Genomic DNA, 14,111 nt, shown 5'->3' on the forward strand with positions numbered 1-14,111 from the left:
ATGAGCGAAAACGTATTGGTATTCTCAAACATTGAAATGTGTCTTGCCGGAATGACCGGAGGACTGTTTCTCATTCAATTGCTTTACTATTTGGTCACATATGCACGTCCGCTACGCGCGGCAAAGACGGTCGAAAGCACGGGACGGGTTACGGCAAACCGGGAATCGGAACCTGTCTCCGTCATTATCTATGCACACGGGGACCCAGAGGATTTGCGGCAGAACCTGCCGGCTTTTCTGAACCAGGATTATCCGGACTATGAAGTGATCGTCGTCAACGACGGCTCCGATGCCGACAGCGAGGATGTCCTCAAACTATTCTCAAACGAATACAAGAATCTCTACTACACATACGTGCCTGTAGACACTCAATACCTGAGCCATAAGAAACTCGCCCTCACAATGGGAATCAAGGCAGCCCGTCATGATACCCTCCTTTTCACCGAAGCAGACTGCCGCCCGCTCGGTCCGAAATGGATCGAGGCGATGGCCGATTCATACCACCCCGAAACGGATATCATTTTAGGCTTTTGCGCCTACCGCCATACAAAAGGGTTCCTGAACAAACTCATTGCTTATGATAACCTGACGAATGGTTTGCAAATGATATCTTCCGCCCTCTCCCACCATCCTTTCACGGGAAACGGCCGGAATCTTTCCTATCGCAAGAAACTGTTCTTCGCCCACAAAGGTTACTCCAAATCACTCAACCTTCACGCCGGGGCGGACAACCTGTTCATCAACGAAGTATCGGATTCCACCAATACGCTGGTGCAATTTTCACCCAATTCCATCATTGAGATGAACCGAATAGAAGACATCGGAGCCTGGAGAGAGATGAAAGCCTCACGCGCCGTTACCGAGCATTTTTACAAAGGACACTCTTTGGCTTTTTACCGGATGGAGACCCTCAGTTATCTGCTCTTCGCGATTGCGACGATTGCCGCCATCATTGCCGGGCTTTCGGGTAACTGGCTGCTCTCGATATCAGCCGGATTGCTTTTGCTACTTCGCCTCACGATCAAAGCGTTCGTCTATAAAAAATCAGCGCTGCTCCTGCAACAAAAACCGTTGACCGCCTGGCTCCCCCTGCTGGAAATCGCCCAACCGGCCTATGACATATATGTCCGCATTTACAGGATGTTCAACGGGAAAAAAGATTTTACGAATAATGCTTGATCGGGCACATTAACCAATTGGTACATGATTACTCGAACCGGATGCTTTTTGCCGGATGGATTTTGGTGATCAGGTAGGAAGGTCCGAGCATCATTAACATGGCGGCAGCCAATGTACCGATGTTCAGTAAAACGATAGAAAAGACGGTGAGGTCGATAGGAACCGCATCTAAGTAATAAACAGACGGATCGAGCTTTACGACACGGAAACAAGATTGGACGAGACAAAGTACGATTCCGATCACATTGCCCCAAATCATCCCTTTGCCAATCAGGAAAAAGGAGATATAAAGGAATATTTTACGGATACTGGCATTATTTTCACCCAGAGCTTTCAATATGCCGATCATGTTCGTTCGTTCCAGGATAATGATCAACAGCCCCGAAATCATGGTGAAGCCGGCGACGGCAAGGATCAGTACCAAGATCACCACCACGTTGATATCCTGCACTTCCAACCAGTCGAATATCATCGGATTCAGTTCTTTGATGGAACGTGTATAATAAGTGTTGCCATTCCGGTCCTGCTTTTCTGCAATATCGAAATACAAATCTTCGGCAATCCGGTCCAGCCGGTCATAATCACTCACCTGCAATTCCAAGCCACTCACCTCGTCAGGCGCCCAACCGTTCAGGCGGCGTATCTGGCGGATATCGGCTATCACAAACAGCTTGTCATAATCGACAAAGCCTGTCTCATAAATACCCGTTATACGGAATTTACGGGCACGTACTTCATCCTGCACAAAATAAGTCAAAAAGGAATCCCCCACTTTCAGTCCCAACAAATTTGCCAGATAGCTTGAGATCAACACATCCGTAGACGCCTTATCGGCAGGAAGGGTAAACAGTTCGCCCTCTTTCAGATTATTGCGGAAGAAAGTCCAGTCGTAGTTCTCATCCACGCCTTTCAGGACAATCCCTTGAAAATCGGTATCTGTTTTCAGGATTCCCGGCTTCGTGGCAAAAGCCTCCACATGCGTAATGCCCGGAAAAGCCTTCAGGTGATCCAGCAGCGTGTCGCTTACCGCAATCGGAGTCGATTCGTAGGAAGCATTATTATCAAAGTTCGTGATCTGGATATGGGAGCCGAAACCGATCACCTTGTTCCGGATCTCCTTCTTAAAACCTATGACTATAGCCACCGAAAGAATCATGACAGCCAGTCCTAAGGCTATTCCGACCATAGCAATACGAACAACGGGAGGAGTAGCCTGACGGTCCCCCTCTTTGCTGAAATAGATGCGTTTTGCTATAAAGTACTCTACGCTCAAAACAATTGACAATTCATTTACACTGTTTTTCCCGGATAGGTCTCCAGTGCCTTCCGAAGCACTACGAGCGCTTTCGCCAGGTCTTCTTTTTTCAAGACGTAAGCCATACGGACTTCATTCTTCCCCAGTCCCGGAGTCGTATAGAAACCGGAAGCCGGAGCCATCATGACCGTCTGCCCTTCATATTCGAAATCGCTCAGGCACCAGGCACAAAACTTTTCGGCATCATCTACCGGCAACTTGGCTACCGTATAGAAAGCCCCCATCGGAATCGGAGAATATACGCCAGGAATACGATTCAAGCCGTCGATCAAACATTTACGCCGTTCGACATATTCATCATACGTCTCACGGGCATATTCTTCGGAAGCATCCAAAGAAGCCTCGGCAGCAATCTGGCCGATCAAAGGCGGACTCAGACGGGCCTGGCAAAACTTCATAACGGCATTGCGGACTTCGGCATTCTTCGTGATCAAGGCGCCGATACGGATACCGCATTCCGAATAGCGCTTGGAAACGGAGTCGATCAGCACTACATTCTGCTCGATCCCTTCCAGATGGCAGGCCGAGATATAGGGCGAACCAGTGTAAATGAACTCACGGTACACCTCATCCGAGAAAAGATAAAGATCATATTTCTTCACGATATCCCGTATCTGGTTCATTTCACGACGGGAATATAAATACCCGGTCGGATTATTGGGATTACAGATCAGGATCGCTTTGGTACGCTCGTTGATCAGCTCTTCGAACTTCTCCACTTTAGGAAGGGAAAAACCTTCCTCGATCGTCGTCGTCACCGTACGGATCACCGCCCCTGCCGAAATGGCAAAGGCCATGTAGTTGGCATAGGCCGGTTCGGGCACGATAATTTCATCACCCGGATTCAAGCAACTGAGGAAAGCAAACAATACGGCTTCCGAGCCACCTGTCGTAATGATGATGTCATCTGCCGTCAGATTTATATCATACTTCTTATAGTATCCCACTAACTTTTCACGATAACTACGATATCCCTGGCTGGGACTGTATTCCAACACCGACCGATCGATCGTCCGGATCGCATCCAATGCCGCTTGCGGGGTAGGCAGGTCAGGCTGACCGATATTCAAATGATAGACATGAACACCTCTCTGTTTGGCAGCATCAGCCAACGGGGCAAGTTTCCGAATGGGGGAAGCCGGCATATCGGCTCCTCGTTGTGAAATATTAGGCATTACTTTTTACTGTTATTTTTATAGGTGTGGCAAAGATAGGAAATAATTGAGAATTGAAAATTGAAAATTGAAAATTAGTTTCACTTTGTCGCCTTTACGGCAGTTTTCATTTTCAATTCTCAATTTTCAATTGCCTAAATTCCCGGACGCGGCGAATCCTTACTTGCATGCATAGTCGAGATAAAGGCATTCGGGTCGATCTCCTTCACCTCATCTTTCAGGCGGGGCAGGTCTTTACGCTCGGCAATGGTAAAGATGATTTCTTTCTCCTTGCCCTCATACATACCACGGCCATGCAGGAAAGTGCCGCGCATCCCCATCTTTCCGACAATCAGATCTTTTATCTCTTGTGTTTTTCTCGATACGATAAAGACCGCCCGGTTCGGATTCTCCGTCTGGAACATCTCTACAATCTTCCCGTACACAAAAATAGCAAACCAGGAATACAAAGGAACCGCCCAATCCCGGAAAACAATCAATCCCAACATCACGATAGCCGAATCTAACAAAATAATCATATTGCTGACTTTCAGATTCGAATTATTCGCAATCACACGGGCCAGAACATCCGTTCCCGCACTGGTACTCTGCGCACGGAACACGCAAGTCACACCGATACCCAATATGGCTCCCCCGTAAAAACAAGCGATAAAGCTATCGTTTTCCACCAGAGGCTGGTTACCCAGCAAATAAGACAAAGAGTCTGTAAAAACGGAAATCAGCACAAACGTCACAATTGTTTTGGGACCTGACGCCAATCCAATCTTTTTCATCGCCAAAATCATCAGCGGGATGTTAAAACAAAGAGCCGTAGCACCCATCGGCAAACCGTCGGGCATAAAAGAGAAAAGTCCTTTTGTGACATAGTGCAATACGATCGAAATACCATAGACTCCTCCCGGGACGACCTTGTAAGGAGCTAAGAAGAGAACATAACTAAGTGCTTGTAAAAAAGCACCGATGACAATCAAAGTGTAGTCTGCTGCATTTCTTTTCAGCGTGGCATTAGAAACCAGTTTAAGCGGTTGTTCCATGTTTGCGTTGTTCGATTTATGTGTTGTTTGTTATTTGTTAAAAACAGCGCAAAGATAGATAAAAAAGAAGAGATTGCACACATAAAGCACACAATCTCTTCTACTATCAAAAATAACCTGATCCGGATTGAATCATTAGAAATTCAAAGTGCGGTTATTATTATTTGTCACATTCAACAGAACCAAATATTTGCGATACTGTTCCGGCGTCAGAACCTTCTTCATCAACTTCAGATTTCCATAAACAGCCTGACGCATCTTTTTGTCACGCATTTTTTCACTTGCCCGGAGACTTTCTCCCTGCATATCCAGAAAATACTCGTTGATGTTTGCTACTTCATTGGCTTGGTTAGAAGACAACTGCAAATAGTTGCTCAATTTTTCAAAGTTAATAGCAAACGGTTCTTTACTCACATTGTTACGGTTCTCGCGTGCAAAACCCATTGTTGCACATAATAAAACGGCTGCTACAGCCATACCTAAACGTCTCATAATACCTAAACATTAAATTGTTAAACCTAAACACAGGGGCCATTTACCCCTTCCTTTTTTTTCTTTTTGTTACTGCAAATATAACAACATGTTTTACAACATTGTTCTTAGGTATATTCAAATATTGTTAACAATTGACAAATTGGATACTATTTAACAATTAGGAAATCTTTTTGAGTCGCAAATGAAACATTTATTATAAATAAGACACCGTTTTCTCTACTAATAGATCAAATCGATAAGCGTATAAGCATAATCTATCAAAGTCTGTTTACTCCATTTATTGCGCCTTTGCATCCGGTTCCTATTCCTTGATCACCCTGAATTCGCATTTCCCGATACCGAACAAGACTGTCCCACCAACCACTCCGGTAAAACCGGATGGATATCGGAAATTCCATCATGGCTACTTGCAAACCGGACGACCTTCGATTTACAGAGCCAGCTTAGGTTGGGATTCCAATTCAAGCAAGAACTTTTTAGCCGGAAGCCCGCCGCCGTAACCTGTCAGCGAACGGTCACTGCCGATCACCCGGTGGCAGGGCGCGAATATCGACATGGAATTTGCGCCATTGGCATTGGCAACCGCACGGACAGCTTTAGGCATACCGATACGCTGGGCCATTTCGCCATAAGAAACCGTCTTTCCAAAAGGTATTTTCAACAGTTCGCTCCATACTGCTTTTTGAAAGTCCGTGCCAACGAAAAGAAGCGGCACGTCGAACTCTTTACGCTTTCCGGCAAAAAACTCGTCGAGTTGCCTTGCAGCTTTCTCGATTACTTCCGATGTGCCAATCTCGAATTCGGCACACAGCATCCGTTTCAACCGCCGGTCTACATGATCACGATGTTTTTCCACCTGCCAGTCACATAAGCAAAGTTTGTCACCAAACGAACCGAGTAACAACAAACCGCAAGGCGATTCGTAACGTTGTACTTTAATACCATTTTTCTCTTTCCTCATAATCAACTTATACTAATAATTTATGCTTCTCATACGATGGCCTCACCCAACGCAGATAAACGCCAAGTGAAGCCAGGCAACAACCGGCTCCCACTCCATAGGCCACAGCCAACCCGGCACAGGAAGCGATAAAACCGGCCGAAAGCATCCCGATGCCGACCCCCAAATCAAAAGAGGTCAGATAAGTAGAGGTAGCCGTACCGCGCATATTATGCGGAGCGACATTGACAAAGAGGCATTGAAAAGCCGGAACCCCCACTCCGTAGCCGATGCCGATCATCAAGGCGCAGGCAAAGAAAACCCAAGGCTGGTGGACAGTCGCAAACACGGTAAACGTCACCAACAAGCAGACCGAAGAACAGACCGACACCCAATGGATTTTCCCGTGATCGACCAGCCTGCCGGAGATCAGGCGCGACGTTCCCACTCCTATCGCCATATAAATAAAGAAATAGCCCGGATCGGCCACTTCGATTTCCTTTCCGTACAAAACGACAAAAGAGGTAATCATCCCATAAGGAATAGCAACCAGGATATAAGCGAGCGCAGCGGGCAACGCCTTCACCAAGATAAAGCGGTCGAGGGAAAAATGCGGCCGCGGAACCTTTTCCCGTTTCGGATAGCGGATCAGGCAAACAGAACCGACCCCGATAAAAGCCGCCACCCAACCAATCGAGACAACCTGATGAAACCCGCCTTTCCCATAGATGGCAACCGCCACCAACGGAGCCAGCGACATCGCCAAGTTGATCGTCAGACCGTAAAATCCCATCCCCTCACCACGCCGGGAAGAAGGGATCACATCGATCGCAATCGTATTGCCGGCAACCGAAGTCAACCCCATAAAGCCCCCCTGAATGAAACGGACAGTCATAATCGTCAGCATGGTCGTGGCAATCAGATACCCGCCGAACATGAAAGCAAAAACAAAAAAAGCGAAAAGGTACAACGGCTTACGCGAAAAACAATCCACTAAAAAACCCGAAAAAGGCCGGACACAGAGCAAGCCGATCGTATAGCTGGACAAAGCGATCCCCACATTCGCCGTATCGATTCCTAAAACTTCCACCAGATAGACCGGCATCGTCGGCATCAGCATATAAAAAGAGAAGTTCATCAGGAAATAGGAAATGCAGCATTGCACAAAATTCCGGTTCCACAATATAGGTTTATGCTCTTCCATTTTACTCACGCCAGCTCGCTCAACTCCAGCCAGCGCATTGTTTTTTCGTCTATTTCTTCCATTACTTTTGCGATTCGTTCGGATTTGGCCAACAACTCGTCGTTGCTCAACGAGCCGCTGCTCATAGCCGTTTCCAACTCTGCTTTTTCGGCTTCGAGCTGAGGAATCTCGACTTCGAGCGCTTCAAACTCCTTGCGTTCCTTGAAAGTCAGTTTCTTTTTCTGCTCCTTTTCAGGACGCGGCGTTTTCTCCACGGCGGGAGCCGTCTTCGCCAGGCATGCCGCTTCAGCCTCTTTTTCCAACTGATCCTGCACCTCTTTCCATTCGCGATATTGCGTGTAGTTGCCCGGAAAATCCTTTATATCGGCATTTCCCCGGAACACCAGCAGATGATCGACCACCTTATCCATAAAATAGCGGTCGTGCGACACGACGATCGCACATCCTTTGAAGTTCCGCAGATATTCTTCCAGCACATTCAGCGTGACGATATCCAGGTCGTTCGTCGGCTCGTCGAGTACAAGAAAGTTCGGACTACGCATCAAGACCGTGCAGAGATACAAACGGCGTTTCTCTCCCCCGCTCAACTTGTAAACGTAATTATGCTGTTTCTCCGGAGCAAAAAGGAAATAATTCAGAAACTGTGAAACACCCATCTTCTTCCCGTCACCCAGATCGACATATTCGGCGATCTCCTGGACCACATCGATCACCTTCATCTGCTCGTCGAACTGGAGGCCGTCCTGGCTGTAATACCCGAACCGGACTGTCTCGCCCACGTCAAAACGGCCGCTGTCAGGCTCCACTTCTCCCATCAGCATCTTGATAAAAGTCGATTTTCCCGTTCCGTTATTCCCGACAATCCCCATCTTCTCGTAACGGGCGAATATATAGTTGAAATCTTCCACGATCTTCAAATCACCGAAACTTTTCGAGACATGTTCCGCCTCGAAAATCTTCGATCCGATATACGAAGCCTTTACATCCAGATTGACGTTTCCGGCGTCATGCTGCTGCTTGGCTTTCTTTTCCAGCTCATAGAAAGCGTCGATCCGGTATTTCGCCTTAGTCCCGCGTGCCTGCGGCTGACGGCGCATCCAGTCGAGTTCCTTACGAAGCAGATTGCTGGCCCGGTCCACCTCGGCATTCAGTGCGTCCATACGCTCCTGTCGTTTTTCCAGGTAATAACTGTAATTTCCTTTATACTGGTAGATCTGTTTCCGGTCTATCTCGATAATCTCGCTACAGACACGATCCAGAAAATAGCGGTCGTGCGTCACCATCAAAATACTAATGTTCGCGCGAGACAGATATCCTTCCAGCCATTCGGTCATTTCCAGGTCCAGGTGGTTGGTCGGCTCGTCGAGGATGATCAATTCAGGATCGGTGATGAGCACGTTTGCCAAAGCCACCCTTTTCAACTGTCCGCCGGAAAGCGTTTCCACTTTCTGGTCGAAATTAGGAATCTTCAACTGTCCTAAAATCTGCTTGGCACGCTGTTCGTAATCCCAAGCCTTCAGATTGTCCATCCGAAGCAAGATATCTTCCAGGTTGGAGTGGTCGCCGCTCGCCATCGCCTGCTCATATTCGGCGATCAAGCGGACCGTCTCGTTCGATGAGTAGAAACAAGCCTGCAACACGGTCAACCCATCCGGATAGTGCGGTGTCTGTTCCAGATACCCAACCCGGAGATCATTACGGAACACGACCGCCCCACTGTCATAATCCTCTTTTCCGGCTATAATATTCAGTAAAGTCGTTTTCCCCGTTCCATTCTTGGCTATCAACCCGACCTTTTGCCCTTGCGCGATTCCAAAAGTGATCTCTTCGAACAAAACCAAATCCCCAAAACTCTTAGTCAACTTGTCTATTTGTAAATAGCTTATCATATATTCATATCTGCTTTAAATGCAGGACAAAGATACAAAAGATTAGGTACAATGAACGGGATTATTTCGTATATTCATGCTGGAGCGGTTGCCTGTCGACAATTGTCGACAAGCCTGCCGACAGTTGTGAGCAAACCTGCCGACAATTGTCAACAGGCCTGCCGACGAATGTCGGCAAACGATTACCCGGCAGCAAACACATCACGACATGCAGACCCCGCTACGATTTCAGCCCGATAAATCATGAGGAATGTAGACAATGAATTCCATAACTGAAATTATATTTTTATCTTTGCCACTATTATGTATTATTGGTTTCATCAATCATTTTATATGGCAAAAGCCCTCCCGTTCATCGGTGGATGGCTGGCGGACCGCCTGTTGGGTGATCCTGAGGGATGGCCACATCCGGTTGTGGGCTTCGGCAAAGTGATTTCCTTAGGAGAAAAGACGCTGAACAAAGGGAATGACCGGGCTGTCAAAGGAGGTGTCATGGCGCTCGTATTGGTTACCGGAACTTATTTGCTTTGCGAACGTATATTGGTGCTTGCCGAGTACTTTTACCCGCTGGTCGCTTCGATCCTGGTCGGGATAGGCGTCTTTTACTGCCTGGCGGGAAAAACGCTGGCCAAAGAAGTAAAAGCCGTTTTCGAGGCTGTGGACCGCAGCACGGAAGAAGGACGCAAACAGGTCGGACGGATCGTTGGCCGTGACACTTCCCGCCTTTCCCCGCAAGAGATACGGGCTGCCGCTCTCGAAACGCTTGCGGAAAACCTGAGCGACGGGGTGGTCGCTCCCATGTTTTGGTTTGCCCTGCTCGGACTTCCCGGCATGATGGCTTATAAGATGGTGAACACGCTCGATTCGATGATCGGCTATAAAAACGAGCACTATCTCGAATTCGGACAGATTGCCGCAAGGCTCGACGATCTTGCCAATTATATCCCAGCCCGGTTGACTGCATGGTTGATGCTGGCTGTCTCCGGCAACTTGAACAAAATGGATTTCGTAAAGCGTTTCGGCCCGGCTCATGCCAGCCCGAATTCAGGCTACCCGGAATCCGCCCTTGCCGCCATATTGAACTGCCGTTTCGGTGGAACCCACGACTATTTCGGGAAGCCGGTGGAAAAGCCTTATATCGGGACTAACGAACGGACTTTCACAACAGAAGACATGTTAATTGCTATCAAAATAAACAGTAATGCCGAACTTGCCATGGGGCTTATTGTTTGTTTAATATCAATAATTATCCACTAAATAAATACGCACAGAATGGAAGTAAGATTAAATAAACTCATCAGTGATTCCGGCCTTTGTTCACGCAGGGAAGCGGACAAATTCATCGAAGAAGGACGTGTCACCGTAAACGGCAGCCTGCCTCATGTCGGGCAGAAAGTAACCGAAGCCGATATCGTCATGTTGGATGATATACAGGTTAAAGTAGGAAAGCATACGTCCGAACATGCTTCCGTCGCACGTGGCAAAGCTCAGGAACTGGTATTCGGCGAACAGAAGAATAAAGCAAAAAAAGAGAAACCGCAGGCTGCAACGGCTTCCGAAAAGAAAGCAGCCTCTCCAACAACCGGCTCAAAAGGCCTGCGCCCCGGTAAATATGTAAAATACAATAAATATGCTGCTGCCCGTCATGCCGCTCGCAACGGGGAAAGCACAAAAAAAGAGACAAAGGCAACCGATATCGAAAAAGAGATGCTGAAAGAAGCTCTACGGCCCAAATTCGGCAAATCATTAGGACGGTCGGCCGTCGCACAGCGTCTGGCTTCTTCCCCGAAATCGGCAGCGTTGCGCAAGACAAGTAAGAACAACCCGCTCAACAAGGCTAAACGCGCTGCAGCCCGCAATAAACCGAAAGGAGAATAAGACAATGAAAAAAAAGCATATCGTTTTAGTGACAGGCGGTCAACGTTCCGGGAAAAGCGGATATGCGCAAAAGCTCGCTTTGTCACTGACCGCTAATCCGGTTTACCTGGCGACATCACGTGTTTGGGACGATGAGTTTCGCGAGCGTGTGGTTCGCCACCAAGCCGACCGGGGACCGGAATGGACGAATATCGAGGAAGAAAAATACCTGAGCAGACACGATCTGAACGGGCGTGTCGTCGTCATCGATTGTGTCACCCTCTGGGGCACGAACTTTTTCTTCGACAATGAAGGCGACACGAATCGTTCGTTAGCCGAGTTAAAAGATGAATTCAATAGATTTACAGAGCAGGATGCCTATCTGATCTTCGTCACAAACGAAATCGGGTTGGGTGGCGTTTCTCCCGATGCGGTGCAACGCCGGTTCACAGACCTGCAAGGTTGGCTTAACCAATACATCGCATCCCATGCCGACGAAGTTGTCCTCATGGTGAGCGGTATTCCCATGAAAGTTAAATAATAAAACACTATACAATGATCTCTTTCAATATTCAAAAACCTGACATCGCTATCGCCACAGCCCTGCAGGACAAAATCGATAATCTGACAAAACCCAAAGGATCACTGGGTACGCTTGAAGAAATAGCCCTTCAAATCGGTCTGATCCAGCAGACATTATCCCCGGCACTTCATCATCCGGTTAACGTAATATACGCATCCGACCACGGGATCGCCGACGAAGGAGTCAGCAAATCTCCCAAAGAAGTAACACGTCAGGTCATACATAACTTCCTGAACGGGGGAGCAGGCGTCTGTTTCCTTTCACGCCAGCACGGCTTCGAAATCAAGATTGTCGACGGTGGTGTGGATTTCGATTTCCCTGCCATCCCGGAGTTGATCGACCGGAAAATCAGGAAAGGAACCCGCAACTTCCTGCATGAAGCGGCCATGACGCAGGATGAAATGGAATTGGCCATCCAATACGGCGCCGAGATTGTCACGGATTGCTACGACAAAGGGTGCAACGTGATCAGTTTTGGTGAGATGGGAATCGGAAACACCGCTGCGTCGAGCATGTGGATGACTTGCCTGACAGGAATCCCACTGATCGATTGCGTAGGCGCCGGAAGCGGCTTGGATAACGAAGGAATCAAACATAAATATAATGTCTTAAAAAAGGCACTCGACAACTACAAGGGAGATAACAGCCCGTTGGACGTGATCCGCTATTTCGGCGGCTACGAGATGGTGATGGCTGTAGGAGGCATGCTCCGTGCCGCCGAGTTGAAGATGGTTGTTCTGGTGGATGGCTTTATTATGACGAACTGCGTACTGGCTGCTTCACGCCTGTATCCGGACATGATTCCATACTGCATATTCGGGCACTGCGGGGACGAGGCTGGACACAAACGCGTACTGGATATCTTACAAGCCAAGCCGCTGTTACATCTCGGCTTACGCCTGGGTGAAGGTTCCGGTTCCGTATGTGCCTATCCGATTGTTGACTCGGCAGTCCGCATGATCAACGAGATGCACAGCTTCCGGCAAGCCTCCATCACCAAATATTTCTAATTCCTTTATTTCTTAATTTTTAATTCATAATTTTTAATTTCCCCATGCTCCGTATCCTTGCCGCCTTTATATTTTTCACCCGGCTACCATTCTGGCGACTGGCTGAAGTTCCTTCGGAATATTTCAAGAATGTAGTCAGCCGCTGGGCGTTAGTCGGCTGGCTCACTGCCGGGCTTTCCGTGATCGTGCTTTACGCAGCCTCACTGGCACTTCCGGCAAGTGTTGCCGTACTATTGGCAATCGTCACCCGCCTGCTGATAACCGGTTGCCTGCACGAAGACGGACTTGCCGATTTTTTCGACGGCTTCGGAGGAGGAACCTCTCGCGAACGCATTCTTTCAATTATGAAGGATTCACATATAGGAAGTTACGGAGTGATCGGATTGATTCTTTATTTTGCGCTGTTATATACGCTGTTAAATAGCCTGCCGCTGGCTCTCGCCGGAAGTGCGATACTGGCAGGCGATCCTTTTTCCAAAGGAGTCGCCGGAATGATCATCAACAGGCTTCCCTATGCACGTAAGGAAGAAGAGGCTAAAAACAAAACGGTCTACAGCCGGATGACAACAGGTGAATATACATTTTGCCTTTTCTCCGCCCTTATTCCGATGTTCTGGCTACCGGAACCCATTTATTTTCTGGCAGGTCTACTGCCTGTTCTTGTCTTCTATTCTCTCACCTCTCTGATGAAAAAGAAAATACAAGGTTATACAGGTGACTGCTGCGGAGCAACATTTTTGCTTTGTGAACTGAGTTTCTATCTGGGAATAGCCGTTATTTATACAACAATCATATAAATCGCATTATAACATGGAAATTTATCTGGTCAGGCATACTTCCGTCGACGTTCCCGCCGGCTATGCATACGGACAAACCGACGTTCCGCTTCGCCCTTCATTCGAGGATGAAGCCAAAATCGTAAAAGAGGCCTTATCCGGCCATACATTCGACAAGGTGTGGAGCAGCCCGCTTACACGCTGTGTCCGCCTCGCAGACTATTGCGGCTACCCGGATGCAGAAAAGGAAGACCGTATTAAAGAAATCAGCTTTGGGGAATGGGAGATGAAATCTTGGGACGAACTATCCTCCGATCCCCGGTCGGGAGCCTGGTTCGACGACTGGATCAATGTTCCGGCTCCATCAGGCGAATCCCTGCAAGATCAATACAACCGTGTCAGTCATTTCCTAAATGAAATAAGGAAAAGCGGCTTTCAGAAAGTATGTCTCTTCGCACATGGCGGGGTCTTAACCTGTGCCCGCGTCTATGCCGGAGAGTATGACCTGAAAGACGCATTCAAAAATGTTCCTTCATACGGGACGGTTATCAAGTTGGAGCTGGATTAAATTCCGCATATTCGTTAATTCTTTCAGTGTCACCTGCTTTTTTAACAATATGCCAGGCAATTCTAAACAAAGCCCTTAACAAATGT

General features: G+C 47.9%; 14 protein-coding genes. 7 read left to right on the forward strand and 7 right to left on the reverse strand.

Annotation, left to right across the window (positions count from 1 at the left end; all coding sequences use genetic code 11):
* Complete coding sequence (locus ACW6QF_RS01725) at positions 1-1,179, forward strand: glycosyltransferase (RefSeq protein ID WP_298550627.1); 1,179 nt, start codon at positions 1-3, stop codon at positions 1,177-1,179.
* Positions 1,180-1,207: 28 nt separating this feature from the next.
* Here ACW6QF_RS01725 and ACW6QF_RS01730 read toward each other — a convergent pair whose 3' ends face one another.
* The 7 genes from ACW6QF_RS01730 to ACW6QF_RS01760 form a co-directional block, all read right to left on the reverse strand.
* Positions 1,208-2,452, reverse strand: a complete 1,245-nt coding sequence (locus ACW6QF_RS01730; RefSeq protein WP_456086580.1) for an ABC transporter permease — start codon at positions 2,450-2,452, stop codon at positions 1,208-1,210.
* A gap of 17 nt (positions 2,453-2,469) precedes the next feature.
* Entirely contained in the window at positions 2,470-3,669 is a 1,200-nt protein-coding gene (locus tag ACW6QF_RS01735) for a pyridoxal phosphate-dependent aminotransferase (protein ID WP_298550629.1), read from the reverse strand.
* Positions 3,670-3,803: 134 nt separating this feature from the next.
* Complete coding sequence (locus tag ACW6QF_RS01740) at positions 3,804-4,703, reverse strand: YitT family protein (RefSeq protein WP_456086581.1); 900 nt, start codon at positions 4,701-4,703, stop codon at positions 3,804-3,806.
* A gap of 135 nt (positions 4,704-4,838) precedes the next feature.
* Positions 4,839-5,195: a hypothetical protein gene (locus tag ACW6QF_RS01745; RefSeq protein ID WP_298550631.1), complete on the reverse strand. Its 357-nt coding sequence runs from the start codon at positions 5,193-5,195 to the stop codon at positions 4,839-4,841.
* Between the two features lie 433 nt (positions 5,196-5,628).
* Complete coding sequence (locus ACW6QF_RS01750) at positions 5,629-6,159, reverse strand: methylated-DNA--[protein]-cysteine S-methyltransferase (protein WP_456086582.1); 531 nt, start codon at positions 6,157-6,159, stop codon at positions 5,629-5,631.
* A gap of 7 nt (positions 6,160-6,166) precedes the next feature.
* Entirely contained in the window at positions 6,167-7,342 is a 1,176-nt protein-coding gene (locus ACW6QF_RS01755; protein ID WP_456086583.1) for an MFS transporter, read from the reverse strand.
* A 5-nt stretch (positions 7,343-7,347) separates the two neighbouring features.
* Positions 7,348-9,231 carry an ABC-F family ATP-binding cassette domain-containing protein gene (locus ACW6QF_RS01760; protein ID WP_456086584.1) on the reverse strand — a complete coding sequence of 628 codons (1,884 nt, stop codon included), beginning with the start codon at positions 9,229-9,231 and terminating at the stop codon, positions 7,348-7,350.
* A gap of 303 nt (positions 9,232-9,534) precedes the next feature.
* Between ACW6QF_RS01760 and cbiB the strand changes: the two genes are divergently transcribed.
* The 6 genes from cbiB to cobC are packed head-to-tail and all read left to right on the forward strand — an operon-like array spanning position 9,535 to position 14,025.
* Positions 9,535-10,488, forward strand: a complete 954-nt coding sequence (gene cbiB / locus ACW6QF_RS01765) for an adenosylcobinamide-phosphate synthase CbiB (protein ID WP_456086585.1) — start codon at positions 9,535-9,537, stop codon at positions 10,486-10,488.
* Between the two features lie 15 nt (positions 10,489-10,503).
* Entirely contained in the window at positions 10,504-11,109 is a 606-nt protein-coding gene (locus tag ACW6QF_RS01770) for a S4 domain-containing protein (RefSeq protein WP_456086586.1), read from the forward strand.
* Positions 11,110-11,113: 4 nt separating this feature from the next.
* Positions 11,114-11,629, forward strand: a complete 516-nt coding sequence (locus ACW6QF_RS01775; protein ID WP_298550642.1) for a bifunctional adenosylcobinamide kinase/adenosylcobinamide-phosphate guanylyltransferase — start codon at positions 11,114-11,116, stop codon at positions 11,627-11,629.
* A gap of 14 nt (positions 11,630-11,643) precedes the next feature.
* Complete coding sequence (gene cobT / locus ACW6QF_RS01780; protein ID WP_298550644.1) at positions 11,644-12,681, forward strand: nicotinate-nucleotide--dimethylbenzimidazole phosphoribosyltransferase; 1,038 nt, start codon at positions 11,644-11,646, stop codon at positions 12,679-12,681.
* Between the two features lie 44 nt (positions 12,682-12,725).
* Positions 12,726-13,478, forward strand: coding sequence for an adenosylcobinamide-GDP ribazoletransferase (locus ACW6QF_RS01785; RefSeq protein WP_456086587.1), 753 nt, complete (start codon positions 12,726-12,728; stop codon positions 13,476-13,478).
* A 13-nt stretch (positions 13,479-13,491) separates the two neighbouring features.
* Positions 13,492-14,025 (forward strand): alpha-ribazole phosphatase, encoded by a 534-nt coding sequence (gene cobC, locus ACW6QF_RS01790; RefSeq protein WP_456086588.1) that lies wholly within the window; start codon positions 13,492-13,494, stop codon positions 14,023-14,025.
* Positions 14,026-14,111 lie beyond the last annotated feature (86 nt).

The sequence above is a fragment of the Parabacteroides sp. genome (assembly GCF_977054455.1).

What these genes read in the sequence shown, in the direction of transcription:
- ACW6QF_RS01785 (WP_456086587.1), top strand. Translation starts at nt 12,726, where the DNA reads ATGCTCCGTATCCTTGCCGCCTTTATATTTTTCACCCGGCTACCATTC.
- ACW6QF_RS01740 (WP_456086581.1), bottom strand. Translation starts at nt 4,703, where the DNA reads ATGGAACAACCGCTTAAACTGGTTTCTAATGCCACGCTGAAAAGAAAT.
- ACW6QF_RS01770 (WP_456086586.1), top strand. Translation starts at nt 10,504, where the DNA reads ATGGAAGTAAGATTAAATAAACTCATCAGTGATTCCGGCCTTTGTTCA.
- cobT (WP_298550644.1), top strand. Translation starts at nt 11,644, where the DNA reads ATGATCTCTTTCAATATTCAAAAACCTGACATCGCTATCGCCACAGCC.
- cbiB (WP_456086585.1), top strand. Translation starts at nt 9,535, where the DNA reads ATGTATTATTGGTTTCATCAATCATTTTATATGGCAAAAGCCCTCCCG.
- ACW6QF_RS01755 (WP_456086583.1), bottom strand. Translation starts at nt 7,342, where the DNA reads ATGGAAGAGCATAAACCTATATTGTGGAACCGGAATTTTGTGCAATGC.
- ACW6QF_RS01750 (WP_456086582.1), bottom strand. Translation starts at nt 6,159, where the DNA reads ATGAGGAAAGAGAAAAATGGTATTAAAGTACAACGTTACGAATCGCCT.
- cobC (WP_456086588.1), top strand. Translation starts at nt 13,492, where the DNA reads ATGGAAATTTATCTGGTCAGGCATACTTCCGTCGACGTTCCCGCCGGC.
- ACW6QF_RS01745 (WP_298550631.1), bottom strand. Translation starts at nt 5,195, where the DNA reads ATGAGACGTTTAGGTATGGCTGTAGCAGCCGTTTTATTATGTGCAACA.
- ACW6QF_RS01760 (WP_456086584.1), bottom strand. Translation starts at nt 9,231, where the DNA reads ATGATAAGCTATTTACAAATAGACAAGTTGACTAAGAGTTTTGGGGAT.
- ACW6QF_RS01725 (WP_298550627.1), top strand. Translation starts at nt 1, where the DNA reads ATGAGCGAAAACGTATTGGTATTCTCAAACATTGAAATGTGTCTTGCC.
- ACW6QF_RS01735 (WP_298550629.1), bottom strand. Translation starts at nt 3,669, where the DNA reads ATGCCTAATATTTCACAACGAGGAGCCGATATGCCGGCTTCCCCCATT.
- ACW6QF_RS01775 (WP_298550642.1), top strand. Translation starts at nt 11,114, where the DNA reads ATGAAAAAAAAGCATATCGTTTTAGTGACAGGCGGTCAACGTTCCGGG.